Consider the following 20,371-nt stretch of genomic DNA (forward strand, 5'->3'; position numbering starts at 1 on the left):
CCGCCGACTGAGCCGGGCAGGCGGCGGACGGGACCGTCCCCGCCTCCGGACCGTCCCCCCGGAGCGGCGCTGGCAGCACCACCCGCCGAAGCCCGGCCCGCCCCACACGAAGGAGCGCGGGCCGGAACTCCGGCGTGGACCCCGCCCCGGCACGGAGCCGGGCGAGCTCAGATGCCCGGGAAGGTCACTCCGCGATCGGCAGATACACCCGGTTCCCGCTCGCCGCGAACTCCTTCGACTTCTCGAGCATCCCCTCGGCGATCTCCTGCGCCGTCGCGCCCTCGGTCACCGCCCCGCCGAACCGCTCCGTGATGGTCTGGCTGATCTTCATGGAGCAGAACTTCGGACCGCACATCGAGCAGAAGTGGGCCGTCTTGGCCGGCTCGGCGGGGAGGGTCTCGTCGTGGAAGTCGCGGGCCGTGTCCGGGTCGAGGGCCAGGTTGAACTGGTCCTCCCAGCGGAACTCGAAACGCGCGTCGGACAGCGCGTCGTCCCACTCCTGCGCACCCGGGTGCCCCTTGGCGAGATCGGCCGCATGGGCGGCGATCTTGTACGTGATGACACCGGTCTTGACGTCGTCACGGTTGGGCAGGCCCAGGTGCTCCTTCGGTGTGACATAGCAGAGCATGGCGGTGCCCCACCAGGCGATCATGGCGGCACCGATACCGGAGGTGATGTGGTCGTACGCCGGCGCGATGTCCGTGGTCAGCGGGCCGAGCGTATAGAACGGAGCTTCATCGCAGATCTCCTGCTGCAGATCGATGTTCTCCTTGATCTTGTGCATCGGGACGTGTCCCGGGCCCTCGATCATGGTCTGTACGTGGAAACGCCTGGCGATACGGCCGAGTTCCCCGAGGGTACGCAGTTCCGCGAACTGCGCCTCGTCGTTGGCGTCCGCGATCGAACCGGGCCGCAGGCCGTCGCCCAGGGAGTAAGTGACGTCGTAGGCCGCGAGGATCTCGCAGAGTTCCTCGAAGTTCTCGTACAGGAACGACTCCTTGTGGTGGGCGAGGCACCACGCCGCCATGATCGAGCCGCCGCGCGAAACGATGCCGGTCTTGCGGTTCGCCGTCAGCGGTACATAGGCCAGGCGCACGCCGGCATGGACCGTCATATAGTCCACGCCCTGTTCGGCCTGCTCGATGACCGTGTCCTTGTAGATCTCCCAGGTCAGTTCCTCGGCCTTGCCGTCGACCTTCTCCAGCGCCTGGTAGAGCGGCACCGTGCCGATCGGCACGGGGGAGTTGCGCAGCACCCACTCACGCGTGGTGTGAATGTTGCGGCCGGTGGACAGGTCCATGACCGTGTCGGCGCCCCAACGGGTCGCCCAGGTCATCTTCTCGACCTCCTCCTCGATGGAGGAGGTCACCGCGGAGTTGCCGATATTGGCGTTGACCTTCACCAGGAACCGCTTCCCGATGATCATCGGCTCGATCTCCGGGTGGTTGACGTTGGCCGGCAGCACCGCGCGGCCCGCCGCGATCTCCTCACGGACGACCTCGGGCGAAATCCCCTCCCGAAGGGCCACGAACTCCATCTCCGGGGTGATCTCCCCGCGGCGGGCGTAGGCGAGCTGCGACACCGCGGTGCCGTCCCGGCCGCGGCGCGGCTGACGCGGGCGTCCCGGGAACACCGCGTCGAGGTTGCGCAGACCGCCGCGCGGCGAGGTGTGCCTGATCCCGTCGTCCTCAGGACGGACGGGACGGCCCGCGTACTCCTCGGTGTCTCCACGGGCGGTGATCCAGTTCTCCCGCAGCGGCGCAAGACCCCTGCGGACATCGGTCTCGGCGACTGGATCGGTGTACGGGCCGGAGGTGTCGTACAAGGTGACCGACTGCCCGTTGGTGAGATGCACTTGCCGGACCGGCACCCGCAGATCGGGGCGCGAGCCCTCGATGTACGCCTTGTGCCAGCCGATGGACTTACGGGCCTCCCGGGGGTCTTCACCCTGAGCGGAGGCAGACGTGCGTACGTCCTTGACGGTCATGAGACCTACTCCCTACGCCGGCATTACCCGGTAACAGGTTCAGCGGTCGGCGCAGCAGTTTCCGCTCGCTGATGTTCCACGTGAAACATCACTTCTGCGGAGGTCAACGCCCTCTCAGCCCGGTGCTCCAAGCTCCCGCGTGTGCAAAGGTCCCTTCACGCTAGCGTCTGATCGGGTGAACTGAACAGTGGGCCTCAGGTGCTTCTTGCGATGATCGGGTGGTGCCTCCGACACAGCATCTCCCCTCACATCCACCGGCCGAGCCACCGCACCACCATGGCCCGGGCGACAGACACGGCCCCGGAGACGGGCATGGCCATGGGTCCGGCGGCGGACACGGTCACTCCCACAGTCACAGCCATGGCCCCGCGGCCCCCGTGTCACGGCATCTGCGCAGGGTCATCGCCGCGATCCTCATCCCGTTCGCCGCGGCGGTCATCGTCGGTGTCGTGGTGCTGTGGCCCGGCAGTGTGCCATTCCACCAGCGCTCGGGCGTCGGCTTCGACCGGCAGACCCAGCAGGCCACGGTCACCGCGGTCGTGGCGGTGGACTGCAAGTCCGTGAACGCCTCGGGCGGGGCCCCGAGCGGTGGCTCCTCCCTCGCGGGCGGCGCGTCGGCCCCACAGGAACCGGCCGGCACCTGCAAGAAGGCGACCGTCCGGGTCGACACCGGCAAGGACAAGGGTCGTACGTTCACGGAGATCGTCCAGCCGGACCAGTCGCGGCAGTTGCACAAGGGCGAGAAGGTCGTGGTCGCGTACGAGCCCTCCGCGCCCAAGGACCTGCAGTACTCGGTGACCGATGTGGACCGCAAGTTCCCCATGGCCCTGCTTGCCGGCATCTTCGCCGTGGCGGTGGTGGTCGTGGGCCGGCTGCGGGGCGTCATGGCCCTCATCGCGCTGGCCGTCAGCTTCCTGCTGCTCAGCCTCTTCATCCTGCCCGCGATCCTGCAAGGCTCGAATCCGCTGCTCGTGGCCGTGGTCGGGTCGAGTGCCATCATGCTGATCGCCCTCTACATGAGCCACGGCCTCTCGGCCCGTACCTCCGTGGCGGTACTCGGCACGCTCATCTCCCTGTCACTGATCGGCCTCCTCGGCTCGGAGTTCATCGGCTGGGCCGCGCTGACCGGCAACACGGACGACAACACTGGTCTGATCCACGGCCTGTACCCGCACATCGACATGAGCGGTCTGCTGCTCGCCGGGGTCATCATCGGTTCGCTCGGCGTGCTCGACGACGTGACCGTCACGCAGACCTCCGCGGTCTGGGAGCTGCACGAGGCCAACCCTTCGATGGGCTGGCGCGGTCTGTACCGAGCGGGCATCCGCATCGGCCGCGACCACATCGCCTCGGTCGTCAACACGCTCGTCCTGGCGTACGCGGGTGCGGCCCTGCCCCTGCTGCTGCTCTTCTCGATCGCGCAGAGCAGTGTGGTCTCGGTCGCGGGCAGCGAGCTGGTCGCCGAGGAGATCGTGCGCACGCTGATCGGCTCGATCGGACTGGTCGCCTCGGTGCCGGTGACGACGCTTCTGGCGGCCGTCGTCGTCTCGGCGGACCGCCCGGCCACAGTCGACGCCGCCCCGGCTCCCGTCCCGGCCCGCTCGGGAAGGGGGCGCCGCCGCAAGCGCTGAAACCCCTGTGGACCGCGAGAGACCCCCGCAGAAGCGTTACGGCATCGCACCGCGCCCGTGCCGTCCGTGAGGAACCGTTACGGCGTGAGGAACCGTTACAGCGCCGCACGCGGTCTCAGCCCGCACTCTGCTCCTCCGCCAGGATCCGGTCCAGTGCCTCATCCAGATGCGCGTCGAAGTCGGCGAGGGAGCCTTCCTGGCCGAGCGGCACCAGTTTGTCCGTGCGGTCGAGGAACGCGACCAGGGGCACCGCGCCCGACCGGAACAGCGCCCGGTCGCCGCCCACCTGGAGCCGGATCAGCACATCGCCGAAGGTGTCCGGCTCGGCGGGCGCGATGTGCACATCGCCGTCGCCGCACGGCCGGCCCACCCCGTCCACGAGCAGTTCACGGCCGAACGCCCAGGTCACGGGGGCGTCACCGGGCAGGTGGAAGGTCAGACGCACCGCATAGGGATCACAGGTCTCGTAACACAGCTCCACCGGAATGCGGAAGGAGAGCTCCTCCGACACGAGAAAGCTCATCATGACCTCTGCCTGCACCGACTCACGCATCGTCTACCCCGTCAGTAGCCGTCTCGACTGGCCAGGAATGATCCCCCTGACACCTGCAGGAAGTTTGCTGAAAGTGCGCAGCAGATCACAAGGAGTGAGTTTTCAGATGCTGATAGAGAGGCCGAGTGTTCCTGGCAGCCTGCCGATCTCCGCCTGCAGCCGACGGGCCGTCGGCAGCAGCCGGTCGGCCTGGTGCGAGGGCAGGGAGAAGGCCACTGCCGCCGCCGTGGCGCCGGTGGTGAGGGGGACCGCGGCGCAGGCTGTACCGAGCGCGTACTCCTGGCGCTCGTAGACCGGTTCCGTCTGCCTCAGGTGCTCCAGACGGCGCAGCAGGCTGCGGTTGTCACGCAGCGTGTACGGGGTGACCGGCAGCACCGGATAGCGGTCGAGATGATCGCGCCGGGCCTCCTCGTCGAGCTGCGACAGCAGGCACTGGCCGAGCGCGTGCGCGTGCCCGGTCTCCCGGAAGTCGGCCCACTCCTCGGCCGCCGGGATGCCCGGGCTGTCGGCAACATCGAGGACCTCGATCTCACCCTCGCGGTACACCGCGTAGTAGACGGGTGCACCGATCGAATCACGCCATTGTGCGAGCACGTCGTTCACCATGCTGCGACGTTTCTGCTGGCTCGCGCTGCCGCTCAACCGCTCGGCGGCCTCCCCGAGGAAGAACAGGCCCTTCTCCCGGCGCAGATAGCCCTCATGGGTCAGGGTGCGCAGGAGGTGGTACGCCGTGGGGAGCGCCAGACCGACCTCGCGGGCCAACTGCTTGGCGGGGGCCCCGTACGCATGGTCGGCGACGGCTTCCAGCAGCCGCATGGCCCGCTGCACCGATCCGATCAGGGTGGTGGACTGCGCCGGCGCGGACGGGAGATCAGCTTCCGCCGGTGAGGCGCGCCGCTGTGCGGGTGGGGCGGTCGAGTGTGCTGGTGCGGTGCCAACCGTGGCCAAAGGTCACTCCCGGAGCACGAGGGGGGCCTCCCGTGGGAGAACACGGGAGGGGATGCACCGCGCGCGGGGCCTGCCGCGCGCCGGGCTCCGGACTTTAACGGCCGCCCACCGGCCGCCGATGGCGTCCGCGGGAAAACTTCCCTCGCCCGAGGGAACCTCAGATTGCCGTTACCGGCGGTCTCTTGCCGGCCGCCGGTCCCGCTCCGTGCCGCCCCCGGAAGGGCTCCCGGCCCGGTTTCGCCCCGGGTCGCTCACCAGTCGCCGCGTGACGACGAACTCGACATGAACTTCCGTACGACGTAGATGAGTCCGCCCACCAGGGCGACGAAGAGCAGCACCTTGAACAGCAGCTGGATGACGAACCCGAGGACGGTCGCTATCACACCGCCGAAGACGACCAGGGCGATGACCGGCACCGCGATCCACTTCACCCACCACGGCAAACCCGCGAAGATCTCTCGCATCGCTCTTGTCCTTGTCTGTCCGCCCGTTGCCCCGCGTCCTTTTCGGGGGCTGTGCAACCGGGTCCTTCCGTACTGCTTCGATGCTAGGACCGCTCGGGGGCCGTACGCGGGTCCCGCGTCCCTTGTCCCACCCTGATCGTCCCCTGAGAGAACCCCGAGACGCCGCTCAGCTCTCCGGCGGAGAGAACACCACCAGAACCCTCAGATCCTCGGTGATGTGGTGGAACTTGTGGGCGACGCCGGCGGGCACGTAGACGACGCTGCCGCGTGCGACCTGGGTGGTCTCCAGGCCCACGGTGATCGAGGCGCGACCGCTGACGACGAAGTACACCTCGTCCTGCTGGTGCGGCTTCTGCGGGTCGGGGTCGCCGGCGTCGAGCGCGTACAGGCCGACCGACATGTTCCGCTCCCGCAGGAACTGCAGATAGGCGCCGTCGTTGGCGGCGCGCTCCGCCTCCAGTTCGTCCAGCCGGAAAGCCTTCATCGTTCCTGCCCGCCCTTGCTCGCTACTCGCCTCTGATCGCGTCTGCCACGATCAGACACATGAAGAATTTCGTAGTCAAGACACTCGCCAACGCGGGGGCTCTGGCCGTCGCCGTCGGGGTGCTCGACAAGATCACCCTGACGGGTTCGAGCACGGGCAAGAAGATCGGCACGCTGATTGTCGTCGCGCTGATCTTCGGACTGGTGAACTTCCTGGTCAAACCGGTTGTAAAGGTATTGACCTTCCCGTTGTTCATCCTGACGCTCGGCCTGATAACCCTGATCGTCAACGCCCTGATGCTCCTGCTCACCTCGTGGGTGGCGGGCAAACTGAACCTGAGTTTCCATGTCGAGGGCTTCTGGACCGCCGTGCTCGGCGGCCTGATCATCTCCATCGTCTCCTGGGCGCTGCACCTCGTGCTGCCCGACGACGAGGACTGAGTGAGCCGCATGACCTATCGCGTCTGTTTCGTCTGCACCGGCAACATCTGCCGCTCACCGATGGCGGAGTCCGTCTTCCGCGCCCGCGTGGCGGAGGCCGGTCTCGACGGCTTGGTCGAGGTCGACAGCGCGGGCACGGGCGGCTGGCACGAGGGGGACGGGGCGGATCCGCGCACCGTCGCCGTCCTGACGGAGAACGGCTACGACAGCGAGCACACCGCACGCCAGTTCCAGCCCTCCTGGTTCTCCCGGCTCGATCTGGTGATCGCCCTGGACGTCGGCCATCTGAAGGCCCTGCGCCGCCTCGCACCCACCCCCGAGGACGAGGCCAAGGTCAGACTTCTGCGCACCTACGGTCCGGCCGCCGACGGCGACCTCGATGTGCCCGACCCGTACTACGGGGGGATGGACGGGTTCGAGGAGTGTCTTGAGATGGTGGAGGCGGCGAGCCCCGGCCTGCTCGCCGCGGTACGCGAGCACATGGAGGGACGGACAGCATGACGCCACGGGACGCGGACACGTCCGGTCCGGGGATCGGCGACGGTACGCGGGCGGTGCGGGCGGGGCTGCCCGAGCCGGTCAAGCACGAGCCGACCCTGCCGGGCCCGGTCTTCGCCGCGCACTTCCACCTGCCCGGCGAGCCGACCGGCCCGTACACCTACGGTCGGGACGAGAACCCGACCTGGACACATCTGGAGCGCGCCATCGGCGAGCTGGAGGCGCCCGGCGAGAAGGGTGTCGAAGCGCTCACCTTCGCCTCCGGCATGGCCGCGATCTCTGCGGTCCTCTTCTCCCAGCTACGCGCCGGCGACACGGTGGTGCTGCCCGAGGACGGCTACCAGGTCCTGCCGCTGGTGGCCGAGCAGCTGACCGCGTACGGCATCGCCGTACGCACCGCGCCGACCGGTGACGACGCCCAGCTCGGTGTCCTCGAGGGCGCGAAGCTGCTGTGGATCGAGACCCCCTCGAACCCGGGACTCGACGTCTGCGACGTGCGGCGGCTCGTGGCGGCGGCCCATGCGCAGGGCACTCTCGTCGCCGTCGACAACACCCTGGCGACGCCACTCGGCCAGCGGCCCCTGGAGCTGGGCGCCGACTTCTCCGTGGCCAGCGGCACCAAGATGCTCACCGGGCACGGGGACATCCTGCTCGGCTATGTGGCGTCCGGGAATGCCGAGCTGATGGCCGCTGTGCGGCGCTGGCGCAAGATCGTCGGAGCGATCCCTGGTCCCATGGAGGCCTGGCTCGCGCACCGCTCGCTGGCCACTCTGCAACTGCGCGCGGACCGGCAGTCGGCCAACGCGCGCGCGGTCGCCGAGGCGCTGCGTGGCCGGGCCGAGGTGACGGGGCTGCGGTATCCGGGGCTGCCCGACGACCCCTCGCACAAGATCGCCGCGCAGCAGATGCGGCGCTTCGGATGCGTGGTGTCGTTCTCGCTGCGCACGCGCGCGTGTGCCGACCGTTTCCTGGACGCACTCCGCATCGTTGACGACGCGACCAGTTTCGGAGGGGTGCGGTCCACCGCCGAGCGGCGTGGACGGTGGGGCGGCGACGCGGTCCCGGAGGGTTTCATCCGCCTCTCCGTCGGCGCCGAGGACCCCGCGGACCTGGTGGCCGACGTGCTGCGTGCACTCGACGAATCGGCGGATTGATCACGTCCTGCGCTGCGTCCCCGGGCCCCGGCTCCGCCCGTCCAGGGGCGCAGCGGTCTCCGGGGGGCTCTTCGCCGTGCAACGGACGGTCCGAGCCTCCCCCCTCGTGGCTCGGACCGTCCCGGTTCCGCGTGCGAAGAACCGCGCGAACAAGGTTAGTTGACTCTGTGTCAGTGTCCAATCACAGTAGCGACAGAGACCTATCGACTTATTTATAGTTGGGCGTGGTCGCGGGGCGCCGGGCCGGGAGGGAGCACCATGGATCTGGCCCTGCTGCGCACCTTCGTGACGGTGCACCGGGCCGGTTCCTTCACCCGTGCCGCGGCACTGCTCGGCCTCTCGCAGCCGGCGGTCACCTCCCAGATACGCGCCCTCGAACGGCAGCTGGGACGGCCCCTCTTCCTGCGCCAGGCCCGCGGGGTGACTCCCACCTCCATCGGCGACGAGCTCGCGCACAAGGCCGCACCTCATCTGGACGCCCTGGTCGAGATCGCCGAGACCGGCCTCGACGAGCACTCGACGCTGCGGACACTCCATCTGGCGGGACCGCCGGAATTCATCGCCGAACGTGCCCTGCCCGCGCTGGCCGAGCTGACCGGCGAGGACGGCCGGGGGCTGGCCCTCCGCGCCTCCTTCGGCAACGCCGAAGAGACGCTGGATGGACTTGCCGCCGGGCACCACGACCTGGCCATCACCACGACGCGGCCCCGGGGGGCCCTGCTCACGGCGACCCCCCTCTGCGACGAGGAGCACGTCCTGGTCGCGGCCCCCCGCTGGGTTCCCCGCATCGGCCCCGGCACGGTGCGCCGCAGGGGCGCACATCCGCTGGAGAACCTTCCGGTCGTCGAGGTGCACGAGTCGCTGCCCTTCGTCTCCCGCTACTGGGCCGCCGTCTTCGACTCCCGGCCCGCCGCCTCCGGCGCGGTCGTCGTCCCCGACCTGCGGGCGGTTCTCGCCTGTACCGCCACCGGAGCCGGGCTCGCCGTGCTTCCGCGCTACCTCTGCGCCTCCGCGCTGGAGCGGGGCGAAGTCGTGGCCCTTCACGAACCGGCGGTGCCCCCGCTGCGGACGTACCTCCTCGTGGTCCGCACCGGGACACTCGCCCTGCCCCATATCGCTCGTGCCCATGAGTGGCTTCTGCGGACCGCGGCCGCCTGGGGCTGAGACCGAGGGCGGGGACGGCGTGGTCCGCCGCCGCGACCCCCGCACCGGGTCCACCCGCTGTTCACGCTGGGTTCGGCGCCATGTGGAGTGCGGGATGTTTCACGTGGAACGGGCTGGGCCACATTTCACCCATGACCGTTCGCCCCGTGGTCAAGCGCACTGCCCGCGCCATCCTGCTGGATGGTGACGACCTGATTCTGATCAAGCGGACCAAACCCGGAGTCGATCCCTACTGGGTCACCCCGGGCGGCGGGGTCGAGCCGACGGACGCGACCGTGGTCGACGCGCTCCACCGCGAAGTGCACGAGGAACTCGGGGCCAAGATCATCGATGTGGTCCCCTGCTTCGTGGACACGGTCGAGCACATCGGTGAGAGCGGCGGGGCGACGGGCGTGAAGGTCCAGCACTTCTTCGTCTGCCGCCTCGAGTCCATGGACGAGCGCCTGCGGCATGGCCCCGAGGTCGAGGAGCCGGCCGGCGAGTACCGGATCGTACGGGTGCCCTTCACACGCGTCGGTATCGCGTCCGTCCATCTCGTACCGCTGTCACTGCGGCACTACCTGGACGGGAACATCGAGGGAGTACGCGCGATGCACGCCCCCGACCTGGGCTGACACCCCGTACCGGACCGTCCTGAGGGGCACACCCGGGAGGGCCGGGCCTACGAGTCCTGCACGCCGGCCAGGACCAGTTCCTCCACCGCGTCATGGCGGATGCGGTCCGACGGGACACCGACGTTGCGGAGTGCGTCCACACCTCTGCGGATCATGCCGGGCGGGCCCGAGAGATACACGTCGTACTCGTTCCACGGTCCGTACTCGCGTATGACGTCCGGCAACTGGACGCGTGCCTGCTCGTCGACGACCGGGCGGACCGAGAGCCAGGGGTGGTTCTGCTGCAGCCGGAGCATGGTGTCGATGTCGTACAGGTCGTGGCCGGTGCGGGCACCGTAGAAGACCTCGACCCGGCGCCGTTCACCGTGCTCGGCGACATCCTCGACCAGGGCCTTGATGGGCGCGATGCCGGTGCCGCCGCCTACGCAGAGCAGTCCGCTGTCCGTGGTGTGGTCGACGGTCATCGAGCCGGCGGGCGGGCCGAGCCGGATGATGTCGCCGGGGCGGGCCCGGTGGACCAGAGCGTTGGACACCCAGCCCGCCGGGACCGCCTTCACATGGAAGGCGAGCAGTCCGTCGGAGCGTGGTGCCGAGGCGAAGGAGTAGTGGCGCCATATCCGCGGCCACCACGGGGTCTCCAGGCTCGTGTACTGACCGGCCAGGAACGGGTACGGCTGGTCGGGGCGGACCGTGATCACCGCGATGTCCGGGGTCCGGAGCTCATGCGAGACGACCTCCGCGTACCACCAGGCCGGGGCGCGCAACTCGTCCTCGGCCGCCGCGTCGATCATCACCTGGGAGATGGTCGTGTACGCCCGCACCCAAGCGGCCTCGGTCTCGTCGTCCCAGATCGCGGAGGCGTACTTGCTCAGCGCCCCGATGAGGCACTCCCCGACGGCCGGATAGTGCTCGGCCCGGGTGCCGTACTTGCGGTGCCCACGGCCGAGGTTCTGCAGATACGCGACCAGGACCTCGGGGTTGTCGATGTGCTCCGCGGCGGTGAGCAGCGCCTTGAGCAGCCGGTCCCGCTGCGTGTCCATCGCAGCGGGGAACAGCGACCGCAGGTCGGGGTGGCGTACGAAGAGCAGCGCGTAGAAGTAGGAGGTGACCTTGTCGGCGATGGGTCCGGCCTCGGCCATGGTGCGCCGGATCAGCACGGCGTCGGGGGACGCCTGGGGTTCGGGGGCCGGTCGCTGCGCGGAGATCGGGGGTTCGGAGCGGCCATCGCCCTGCGGGCTCTCGGGAGCCGACCGGACGGGGACGGCCTCGACCGGTGTCTGTCGCGGGGAGACGAAGGCCGACTCGGCGGGAGCGGTCTGAGGGGCTCCGACGGGGCCGGAAGCGGTGGGATCGCCGTCCTCCTGGGAGACGCCGCGCGTCGGCTCGTTCGGGGGAGCAGCCGGGGCGGCCGCCTCGTGGGATGGTTCAGGTTCGGTGGCGTGGTGTGCCGGAGGAGCCGTCGCCGGCGCGGGACGGCGTATTCGCGCCTGGTCGGTGTTCTCACCCGGGGTCTGCCGGCCGACAGGACGCATCGCCGCCAGGCGGCTGCCCTCGGGTGTCTCCGGTTCTCCGTTCGGGGGCGCCTGGGGGGTCTTGCGGGGCGTGAACCAGCCGCCCCCGCCGCTGCCACCGGAGGTGCCCTCGTCGGCCGACGTGGTGGTCGGAGCGTCCATGGTGTGCCTCGCCTCGAACATCTTTAGGTCGGTCTGCGCACTTCCCCCGTCGGCGGGCGTCAGTCTCCGCGCCAGGGGCCTTGCTTCTCTTCCCTGTTCCGTCCCTGAGTGTCAATGCGGCCCCATTCAACCCACGTTCCCGCTGTGTACGGACAAGTAAGGCGAGAGTGTGACATTGGCCGCAGCACTCAGACCGCAGCATCGCACTCCGGACCTCCGCCCGGCCGCGTAACAGAAAATGCGGGCCTTCGACCTCTCCGTCCCGTTAGGCTGCATCGGCCTGCGTTCGCGCCCCGCAGAACGTACGCACATCACACCGGACGCGAACCGGACTCGACCATACCGGCCACAGTCCCACACACAAGTATCCCCTTGGGCTACCGCCAAGGGACGGCCGTCCCCACGGACAATGTCCTCAACCACTGTGCGCGCCGTACCCATTCATGGGATCCGTTCCGGAGCGATCCCGATCCGGTCTCTCGCTGTTTCACGTGAAACGCCTGCTCCTGTGCGGTGTTGGGGCATGACATGGCCAAAAGAGTGTGCGTTCAGAAGCAAACTGGTGGACGTCGATGGCCCCTGTCGGACAGCCTGACCTGCGTGTCGACACCTCCCCTCAGCGCTCTGCCCATCCGCCGCCTGACGCCCCGCGATCTCAACGCCTGCGCCGACTTGTCCGAGGATCGGGGGTGGCCCCGGGAGGAACACAAATGGGGCCTGCTCCTGGCCGCCGGCAAGGGGTACGGCATCGACGATCCCGAGGGCGGACTTGTCGCGGCCTGTGTCGTGACGCAGTACGGATCGCGGTCCCGTCCGGATCTCTGCGGCATCGGCATGGTGCTCGTCGCCCAGCGGCACGCACGCCAGGGTGTGGGCCGTCGGCTGATGCGTCATGTGGTGGCGGACATGGACGCCGCCCCCCTCACGCTGTACGCGACCCCCTACGGCCGACCCCTCTACGAGGAACTCGGTTTCAAGGCCATCGGTAGCTCGGAGATGGTGCTGGGGCACTTCACGGCCGGTGGACCGCCGTCCCCCGTCCTCACCCGCCCGGCCACTGCGGAAGACCTCGCCACGCTCGTCGGGCTCGACGAGGAGGTCTTCGGCGCCGACCGCACCCATGTGATCACCCGGCTGCCCGCCTTCGCCGACCAGTTGCGCGTCGCCGAGGAGGACGGACGGATCACCGGATACGCGGCCGCCTGGCCCAATGTGGGCACGCATGTCGTGGGCCCGCTCATCGCCCGTGACACGGAAACGGCCAAGGCACTCGTCGCGTCTCTTGCCGCCCACACCGACCGCCCGCTGCGCACGGACGTCGACGTGCGGCACGAGGACCTGCTGACCTGGCTGAAGGACCATGGGCTTGCCTCCGTCGGCATGAACACGGTCATGACGTACGGGATCCCGGATCTGCCCGGCGACTGGACGCGGCGCTTCGCTCCGGTGACAGTGGCGGCGGGTTGAACCCGTCCGGACGAAACGCATGCCTCCGACAGTCAGTCGGAGGCATGTCCCGTCCACACGGAACGCGCGCCTCTCACAGTCACGCGTTCAGGCTCTCGGCGGCGGACCCGCTCAACGGTGCACAGGGGCCTGCCGTCCGCTCGACGCCCCTCCCGTCTCGGCGATGCCCGAGGCCGTCTCCCGGCGCTCCAGGGCGGCCGAGAAGAACGCGAGCACCAGAGCGGCCACGGCGAGAAGGGCACCGACCCAGTTCGGGGCGGTGTAGCCGAGGCCGGCAGCGATGACGATGCCGCCGAGCCAGGCCGACAGGGCGTTGCCCAGGTTGAAGGCGCCGATGTTCGCGGCCGAGGCGAGGGTCGGGGCGCCGTGCGCGTGGTCCAGGACCCGCTTCTGCAGCGGAGGCACGGTCGCAAACCCAAGGGCGCCGATCAGCACGATGGTGAGCGCGGCGAGAACCTTGTGGTGCGCGGTGATCGTGAACAGCGCGAGCACGATGGCGAGTCCGCCGAGCGACACGTACAACATCGGCATCAGCGCACGGTCTGCGTACCGGCCGCCGATGAGGTTGCCGCCGACCATGCCGAGGCCGAAGAGGACCAGCAGCCAGGTGACCGAGCCCCCGGCGAAGCCGGCCACATGGGTCATCATCGGCGCGATGTAGGTGATGGCCGCGAACACTCCGCCGAAGCCGAGCACGGTCATCGCCATGGCGAGCAGCACCTGCGCATTCTTGAAGGCGGCCAGCTCATGGCGCAGGTGTACGCCCTCCGGCCTGGGCATCTCGGGCACGAGCTTCGCGACTCCGAGCAGTCCGAGCACACCCAGCGCGGCGACGAGCGCGAAGGTGATCCGCCAGCCCGCCGTCTGCCCGATGAGCGTGCCGAGCGGGACCCCGACGACGTTGGCGACGGTCAGACTGCTGAACATCATCGAGATGGCGCCGGCCTTCTTCTGCGGGGCGACCAGTTCGGCGGCGACCACCGAGCCGATGCCGAAGAACGCGCCGTGGGCCAGAGAGGCCACCACCCGGCCCACCAGCATCAGCGCGAAGACAGGAGCGATGGCGGAGAGCAGGTTGCCGATGATGAACAGGCCCATCAACAGCATCAGCATCCGCTTGCGGGAAACCCTGGTGCCGAGCGCGGTCATGACCGGGGCGCCGAACATCACCCCCAGGGCATAGCCGGTCACGAGCAGTCCGGCGGTGGGGATGGAGACCCCGAAGTCGCCCGCCACCTCGGGCAGCACTCCCATGATCACGAATTCTGTGGTTCCGATTCCGAAGGCCCCGATGGCGAGGGCCAGAAGCGCGAGAGGCATGCGGGCTGCACCTTCCGAACGACTGCATGAGCGCTGTGCACCCTCCACAATAGTTGCAGACGCGGGCTATAAGCAATAGCGGTCTATTGCGATGGTGTTCTATCCTGGACGGCAGCCGCTCCGGGATGGAGGAGAACGCCATGACAGCGACGGACCCCGCGCTCACCGCCCTCGCTCAGGGCTGGTGCGCCCTCTCCCTGCTGCACGGGAGAATCGAGGCCCATATCGAGCGTGCCCTGCAGGCCAAGCACGAACTGAGCGTGCGGGAGTACTCCCTGCTCGACGTGCTGAGCCGGCAGCACAACGGTGTGGGCGGCATGCTGCAGATGAAGCAGGTTGCCGATGCCGTGGTCCTCAGTCAGAGCGCCACCACCCGGCTGGTCACCCGGCTCGAGGACCGTGGACTGCTCGCGCGCTATCTCTGCACCACCGACCGCCGCGGCATCTACACCAACGTCAGTGAGACCGGGCTCAAGCTCCTCGAAGAGGCCCGCCCCACCAATGACGCCGCGCTGCGCGAGGCACTCGACGAGGCGGCGGAGAACCCGGAACTGGAGCCCCTTGTCCGTGTGGTCGAGTCACTGAACTTGCCCACCTGGAACCGCCTGCTCCCTGCCTCCTCCGGAGCGCTCGGCCCCACGTAGGCTGCCGATATGGGAGATCTTGAGATTCGGCGCGCCGTCACGGACGACATCCCCGCGATCGTCGCCCTGCTCGCGGACGATCCGCTCGGCACCCAGCGGGAGTCGCCGGACGACCTGACGCCCTACCTGGCCGCACTGGACCGGGTGAACAGCGATCCGAACCAGCATCTGATGGTCGCCGTTCGGGACGGACGCGTCGTCGGCACCCTTCAGCTCACGGTCATCGCCGGGCTGTCCCGCAAGGGTACGACCCGCTCGATCATCGAAGCGGTACGCATCCACGCCGATGAGCGCGGCAATGGCCTCGGCACCCGGCTCATCGAGTGGGCCATCGAGGAATCCCGGCGTCTGAACTGCCAGTTGGTCCAGCTCACCTCCGACACCCGTCGCACCGACGCCCACCGCTTCTACGAACGTCTGGGCTTCGTGGCCTCGCACGTGGGCTTCAAGATCCAGCTCTGAACGGCGGTGCCCCGGCCGGACCAGCCGTGCCCCGGCTGGCCGGACAACGCGAAAGGTCCTGTTTCACGTGAAACAGGACCCCTGCCCGATGATGTTGCCGAGGAACCGCGCCTAACCGATCCCCCGCCATCCCTCCGGGTCCACCCCGCCGGGCACCGGAGCGCTTTCGTCATACGGCTGACGCGTGAACACGAACGATCCGAGGTCCAGATGGCTCACGGACCCGTCCGGGCGCCGTACGGCCGTCAGCCGCTCTCCCGCGTAGTAGCCTTCCAGCCCCGTCCATGTGCCGTCACCGTTCGCCCGGAACCGCGAGCGTCGGCCGACGCCGGACAGCGGTCCCAGCGAGGCGAGCCCGTCCGCCGTGAACCGCAGGGCGAAGCCATACGTGCCCCAGTACCACTGCCCAGCCAGCTCCCCTACGGACGGATCGACGTCCTTCAGCGGGCGCCAAGGCTCGGGGGTCCTGGGTTCGGCCTCGGCCACGATACGGACGAGATCGGCGCCCACGACCGACAACTGCGGGCCGGAGGTGCAGTTGGCCAGGACGACGGCGGCGACATCGTCCTCCACGCTGAGGGTGAGGCACGCGAGAAAGCCCGGCAGAGAGCCCGTGTGCCCGACGAGGAGCCGTTCACCCGAGCGCCGGATCTCCAGCCCCAGGCAGTAGGCATACCCGGCCGCCACGTCCGCGGCCTCGGGCGGGGCCGCCGGAGTGCGCATCTCCAGAAGCGACTCGGCGCTCAGCACCCGGTCGTCGCCCTTGACCAGAAAGGCGGCGAAGCGCGCCAGATCCCCCGTGGTGGACCAGAGTTGCCCGGCCGGGGCCATCAGACCGAGGTCTTCGGCCGGTTCGGGCAGCAGGACATCGGCCCAGGGATGCACCGCCCAGCCCCCGGCGTGCGGTGCCTGCGGACGCGCACTCGTCCGATGCAGGCCCAGGGGTTCGAGCAATTCACGCCGGAGGACCTCCTCCCACGGGGCACCTCGCAGCTCCTCGACCAGCGCCCCCAGCAGGGTGTAGCCGGGGTTCGAATAGTGGAACCGCCGCCCGGTCCCATGCAGGAGCGGCTGCTGACCGAGCACATCCGTGAGGGTCGGACGCAGCGCGCCGGGTGTGCGTTCCCACCACGGCGCGGGTGACTCGGCCGCAAGTCCGCCCGTGTGTGCGAGCAGTTCGGCAAGGGTCGCCTCCCCCGCCCCCGTGCCGGGCAGATACTTCTCCAGCGGATCGCCGAGGTCCAGAACGCCCTCGTCGCGCAGCCGCAGAACGAGGACCGCGGTGAAGGTCTTGGTGATCGAGCCGATCCGGTACTGCACGTTCTCATCCGGGGCATGGCCGTCCACAGAGGTGCGCGAGCCGTGCCACACCATCCGGCCGTCCCGGACGACCGCGGCGACCAGGGACGGCGCCCGTCCCTCGGCCTGCGCCACGGCGATGCGATGCAGCAGAGCCCGCCGCGTGGCGGGGAGCAGTTCTTCCTGCGATGTCGTCATGACACCCAGTCCACCCGGCACGGAATCCCACGTCGAGTGCATTTCTTCGGAGTCTTCCCTCGCACCTGCTGCCGCCCCACCGAGTAAATGGCTTGCAGGCGCACACATTCCCCGCCTACGGTGCTGCGCATGGGTTCCCTGTGACAGCCCCCGTGCGACCGCGTTGAGCTCGGCTCCGCCGTCGCGCGTTCTCGTCCGCGCTTTCGCTCCCCCCGTGATGCCGCCTGTCCGGCGAGCCGCGGAGTGGCTCTGGCGTGCGCGGCTGCGCCCATCCACCCGCGCCGAACGGCCCGGCCGAGAACAGGGGACTTGGTGCTTACCACACAGCTGTCTCTTCAGAACATCACCCGCCGCTACGACGACCACATAGTGCTGGATGACGTCTCCTTCAGCATCAAGCCGGGCGAGAGAGCCGGCACCAGATCCGACAGGTCGGTGTAGGATCTCGCGGCTCGTGGCATAGGGCATCACGCTGACCTCACGCTCTGCGGGGCGTCTCACGTCGCGGCACGCAGTCGCCGTCTCATTCTTGTGGCGTTTCCTCAGCCTGCGGCCACTGCCCGCTTCGTCAGCCAGTCCGGCCAACGAGCACGGAGACGTGGACCTGCTCGGTGAATCGCGCGTCGTCTGGCAACCCCTGCCGGATACGTTCCTCGAACGCCGGCCGTTGGGCAGCTGCCGGTAGCTGTTCTGCGGGGATCGCTGAGTAGAGTCCGCCGATGATCTGGTCGAAGGTCAGCTCGTCGGTGTAGGAGACCGCTGTGCTCTGCACGTCTGAGAAGCCTGCGTCTTCGAGAGCTTGTGCATACCGGAGCCGGTCCTTCTCAGCGGTGCCGCACGATGCGGTCAGCTTGGTGTCGAAGTGGTGCTCCAGGCATCTCCGCAGAGCGTGTGACCAGGCGGAATCCTGCAACCACAGGGGCGCTCCATTCGCGATCACAGCGATGCCCCCACCTGCGCGAAACCGCGGAAACAAATTCCTGAACAGTTCATCGTGCCGCATCCAGTGGAGGGCCTGCCCAACGACGGTCATCGCAAGGGGTGACTCGTGCCCGAGCAGCGTGCCCAGGGCGGGGACGTCAGTATCCGCGCCGAGAACCCAGGTGGCGTTGTCAACTCCCCGCTCGCCGGCGGAGTCACGAGCGAGGCGAAGCATGTCGGGTTCAGGGTCCATGCCGATAACCGCTCGGACTCGGGAAGCGAGCGGGATGGCAAGCTGCCCGGTGCCGCATCCGAGGTCAAGGACACTGTCGTCCGGTGACAGCGCAAAGTAACTCCTGCAGGAGATCGAGAACTTGCTCCGGGTAGCCCCGCCGGAACCTCGCGTAGTGCTCGGCCACCTCGCCACTGAAGTCCACAGTCATGAGTGCACTATGCCGACCGCCAATCGGACGGAACAGCCTCACGGACGACCGATCGCTGTGGGCAGAAATCTCGAAGAAGGCTCTGAACGCCGATCACCGCTGTCGTCGCCGCGCGAGGCTTCCTCCTGAGCGATCGACTGAGCCCACCCAACGCCAGGTTCTGACGACCCGATGGCAACATGGTCGGGGCAGGGCACCCTCACATCGGGGTAGAACCGTCGCGCTCCCCTTCCGAATCTCAGCTCGATGGCGTATCCGCCACCGCCCCGCCAAGATCCACGAGATTCCGCCACGAAATGCGAGACCCTACAGGTCGGCGGCTCAGGTCTGGGCCATGTCCACAAAGCGGGAGTAGTGGCCCTGGAAGGCGACCGTGATCGTGGCTGTCGGGCCGTTACGGTGCTTGCCGACGATGATGTCCGCCTCGCCCGCGCGCGGCGATTCCTTCTCGTAGGCGTCCTCGCGGTGCAGCAGGATGACCATGTCGGCGTCCTGCTCGATCGAGCCGGACTCACGCAGATCGGACACCATCGGTTTCTTGTCCGTCCGCTGTTCGGGGCCTCGGTTGAGCTGTGAGAGCGCGATCACCGGCAGCTCCAGCTCCTTGGCCAGCAGCTTCAGGTTTCGCGACATATCGGAGACCTCCTGCTGCCGGCTCTCGGACCGCTTGGAGCCGGACTGCATCAGCTGCAGATAGTCGATGATGACCAGCTTCAGGTCGTTGCGCTGCTTGAGCCGGCGGCACTTGGCGCGGATCTCCATCATCGACAGGTTCGGCGAGTCGTCGATGTAGAGGGGCGCGGCCGAGACGTCCGGCATGCGGCGCGCGAGACGGGTCCAGTCCTCGTCCGTCATCGTGCCGGACCGCATGTGGTGCAGTGCCACGCGTGCCTCGGCAGACAGCAGACGCATCGCGATCTCGTTGCGGCCCATTTCAAGCGAGAAGATCACGCTCGGCAGGTTGTGCTTGATGGACGCCGCTCGGGCGAAGTCCAGGGCCAGCGTCGACTTACCCATGGCGGGGCGGGCCGCGATGATGATCATCTGGCCGGGGTGCAGACCGTTGGTGAGCTGGTCGAGGTCGGTGAAGCCGGTCGGCACACCAGTCATCTCCCCCGAGCGTGAACCGATCGCCTCGATCTCGTCGAGCGCGCCCTCCATGATCTCGCTGAGCGGCAGATAGTCCTCTGCCGTCCGCTGCTCGGTGACCGCGAAGATCTCGGCCTGGGCGGTATTGACGATCTCGTCGATGTCGCCGTCGGCCGCGTACCCCATCTGGGTGATGCGCGTGCCTGCCTCGACCAGCCGCCGCAGGACCGCGCGCTCGTGCACGATCTGCGCGTAGTACTCGGCGTTCGCCGCGGTCGGGACCGTCTGCACCAGGGTGTGCAGATACGGGGCGCCGCCGACCTTGGTGATCTCGCCCCGCTTGGTCAGCTCGGCGGCGACCGTGATGGGGTCGGCCGGCTCGCCCTTCGCGTACAGGTCGAGGATGGCCTGGTAGATCGTCTCGTGCGCGGGCCGGTAGAAGTCATGGCCCTTGAGGACCTCGACGACATCGGCGATCGCGTCCTTGGACAGGAGCATGCCGCCGAGGACCGACTGCTCGGCGTCCAGGTCCTGCGGCGGGACGCGCTCGAAGGAGGAGCCTGCGCCGTCCCAGCCACCACCGTCGTCACCGCGGTCGTGCTGCTCGTCGCGGCCTCTGCCGCCGTCACGGCCCCGGCGAGAGGCGGGGACACGATCACTGGGACCGCTGTCGGCCCACGGATCGTCCAAGGGCTCGGAAATGCTCACCGGGCCGCCTCCTCCCGTCCGCCACGCGGACCTCGCCGTGCCCCTCATTTCTAGGGCACGACACTGACAAAGCGAGAAGCCCTGCTCCGGTTCAAACGCGACTTTTCGCGTACTTTCCAAAGGCGGACGGGAAGCGGGCGCCGCACCACGTTAGGCCTGTCGGCAGCGTCAGCCAATCTGGTTATCCACAGGCCATGTGGACGACGGCCC

The 20,371-nt window shown here is 68.7% G+C and carries 19 protein-coding genes; 9 read left to right on the forward strand and 10 right to left on the reverse strand.

Annotated elements, in window-relative coordinates:
• Positions 1-184 precede the first annotated feature (184 nt).
• The gene (thiC, locus tag ACWD5Q_RS13360; protein WP_451427104.1) at positions 185-1,987 is read right to left on the reverse strand and encodes a phosphomethylpyrimidine synthase ThiC; all 1,803 of its coding nucleotides are present in this window, start codon (positions 1,985-1,987) and stop codon (positions 185-187) included.
• Between the two features lie 221 nt (positions 1,988-2,208).
• Here thiC and ACWD5Q_RS13365 point away from each other — a divergent pair, with 221 nt between their 5' ends.
• Positions 2,209-3,618 (forward strand): YibE/F family protein, encoded by a 1,410-nt coding sequence (locus ACWD5Q_RS13365; protein ID WP_451427105.1) that lies wholly within the window; start codon positions 2,209-2,211, stop codon positions 3,616-3,618.
• 115 nt (positions 3,619-3,733) lie between these two features.
• On the opposite strand, the gene ACWD5Q_RS13370 is transcribed toward ACWD5Q_RS13365, so the two are convergent.
• The 4 genes from ACWD5Q_RS13370 to ACWD5Q_RS13385 all read right to left on the reverse strand — a co-directional run bounded on the left by ACWD5Q_RS13370 (position 3,734) and on the right by ACWD5Q_RS13385 (position 6,067).
• On the reverse strand, positions 3,734-4,171 hold the full coding sequence (locus tag ACWD5Q_RS13370; protein WP_451427106.1) for an SsgA family sporulation/cell division regulator: 438 nt from the start codon (positions 4,169-4,171) through the stop codon (positions 3,734-3,736).
• A 102-nt stretch (positions 4,172-4,273) separates the two neighbouring features.
• Positions 4,274-5,119, reverse strand: coding sequence for an IclR family transcriptional regulator (locus ACWD5Q_RS13375; RefSeq protein ID WP_451427107.1), 846 nt, complete (start codon positions 5,117-5,119; stop codon positions 4,274-4,276).
• A 251-nt stretch (positions 5,120-5,370) separates the two neighbouring features.
• Positions 5,371-5,583: a DUF5326 family protein gene (locus ACWD5Q_RS13380; RefSeq protein ID WP_451427108.1), complete on the reverse strand. Its 213-nt coding sequence runs from the start codon at positions 5,581-5,583 to the stop codon at positions 5,371-5,373.
• A 166-nt stretch (positions 5,584-5,749) separates the two neighbouring features.
• Positions 5,750-6,067 (reverse strand): cupin domain-containing protein, encoded by a 318-nt coding sequence (locus tag ACWD5Q_RS13385; protein WP_054236468.1) that lies wholly within the window; start codon positions 6,065-6,067, stop codon positions 5,750-5,752.
• A gap of 59 nt (positions 6,068-6,126) precedes the next feature.
• Between ACWD5Q_RS13385 and ACWD5Q_RS13390 the strand changes: the two genes are divergently transcribed.
• From ACWD5Q_RS13390 to ACWD5Q_RS13410, 5 genes are all read left to right on the forward strand, one after another.
• Positions 6,127-6,507, forward strand: coding sequence for a phage holin family protein (locus tag ACWD5Q_RS13390; RefSeq protein ID WP_451427109.1), 381 nt, complete (start codon positions 6,127-6,129; stop codon positions 6,505-6,507).
• A 9-nt stretch (positions 6,508-6,516) separates the two neighbouring features.
• Complete coding sequence (locus tag ACWD5Q_RS13395; RefSeq protein WP_451427110.1) at positions 6,517-7,008, forward strand: low molecular weight protein-tyrosine-phosphatase; 492 nt, start codon at positions 6,517-6,519, stop codon at positions 7,006-7,008.
• Complete coding sequence (locus ACWD5Q_RS13400; protein ID WP_451427111.1) at positions 7,005-8,159, forward strand: cystathionine gamma-lyase; 1,155 nt, start codon at positions 7,005-7,007, stop codon at positions 8,157-8,159. The genes ACWD5Q_RS13395 and ACWD5Q_RS13400 overlap by 4 nt, the downstream gene beginning before the upstream one ends.
• 258 nt (positions 8,160-8,417) lie before the next feature.
• Positions 8,418-9,323, forward strand: coding sequence for a LysR family transcriptional regulator (locus ACWD5Q_RS13405; RefSeq protein WP_451427112.1), 906 nt, complete (start codon positions 8,418-8,420; stop codon positions 9,321-9,323).
• Between the two features lie 131 nt (positions 9,324-9,454).
• Positions 9,455-9,937 (forward strand): NUDIX domain-containing protein, encoded by a 483-nt coding sequence (locus tag ACWD5Q_RS13410; protein WP_451427113.1) that lies wholly within the window; start codon positions 9,455-9,457, stop codon positions 9,935-9,937.
• Positions 9,938-9,984: 47 nt separating this feature from the next.
• Here ACWD5Q_RS13410 and ACWD5Q_RS13415 read toward each other — a convergent pair whose 3' ends face one another.
• Positions 9,985-11,610, reverse strand: coding sequence for a globin domain-containing protein (locus ACWD5Q_RS13415; RefSeq protein ID WP_451427114.1), 1,626 nt, complete (start codon positions 11,608-11,610; stop codon positions 9,985-9,987).
• Positions 11,611-12,210: 600 nt separating this feature from the next.
• Between ACWD5Q_RS13415 and ACWD5Q_RS13420 the strand changes: the two genes are divergently transcribed.
• Positions 12,211-13,077: a GNAT family N-acetyltransferase gene (locus ACWD5Q_RS13420; RefSeq protein ID WP_451427115.1), complete on the forward strand. Its 867-nt coding sequence runs from the start codon at positions 12,211-12,213 to the stop codon at positions 13,075-13,077.
• A 111-nt stretch (positions 13,078-13,188) separates the two neighbouring features.
• On the opposite strand, the gene ACWD5Q_RS13425 is transcribed toward ACWD5Q_RS13420, so the two are convergent.
• Complete coding sequence (locus ACWD5Q_RS13425; RefSeq protein ID WP_451427116.1) at positions 13,189-14,397, reverse strand: MFS transporter; 1,209 nt, start codon at positions 14,395-14,397, stop codon at positions 13,189-13,191.
• Positions 14,398-14,537: 140 nt separating this feature from the next.
• Between ACWD5Q_RS13425 and ACWD5Q_RS13430 the strand changes: the two genes are divergently transcribed.
• Positions 14,538-15,041: a MarR family winged helix-turn-helix transcriptional regulator gene (locus ACWD5Q_RS13430; RefSeq protein WP_451427117.1), complete on the forward strand. Its 504-nt coding sequence runs from the start codon at positions 14,538-14,540 to the stop codon at positions 15,039-15,041.
• Between the two features lie 9 nt (positions 15,042-15,050).
• Entirely contained in the window at positions 15,051-15,503 is a 453-nt protein-coding gene (locus tag ACWD5Q_RS13435; RefSeq protein WP_451427118.1) for an N-acetyltransferase family protein, read from the forward strand.
• Between the two features lie 111 nt (positions 15,504-15,614).
• Here the strand turns inward: ACWD5Q_RS13435 and ACWD5Q_RS13440 are convergent, their stop codons facing one another.
• From ACWD5Q_RS13440 to dnaB, 3 genes are all read right to left on the reverse strand, one after another.
• Entirely contained in the window at positions 15,615-17,000 is a 1,386-nt protein-coding gene (locus tag ACWD5Q_RS13440; RefSeq protein WP_451427119.1) for a serine hydrolase domain-containing protein, read from the reverse strand.
• Between the two features lie 568 nt (positions 17,001-17,568).
• Positions 17,569-18,348 (reverse strand): class I SAM-dependent methyltransferase, encoded by a 780-nt coding sequence (locus ACWD5Q_RS13445; protein ID WP_451427120.1) that lies wholly within the window; start codon positions 18,346-18,348, stop codon positions 17,569-17,571.
• Between the two features lie 337 nt (positions 18,349-18,685).
• A complete protein-coding gene (dnaB, locus tag ACWD5Q_RS13450) occupies positions 18,686-20,161 on the reverse strand; it encodes a replicative DNA helicase (protein ID WP_451427121.1) in 1,476 nt (491 codons plus the stop codon).
• Positions 20,162-20,371: the final 210 nt, after the last annotated feature.

The sequence above is a fragment of the Streptomyces sp. NPDC002513 genome (genome assembly GCF_053595355.1).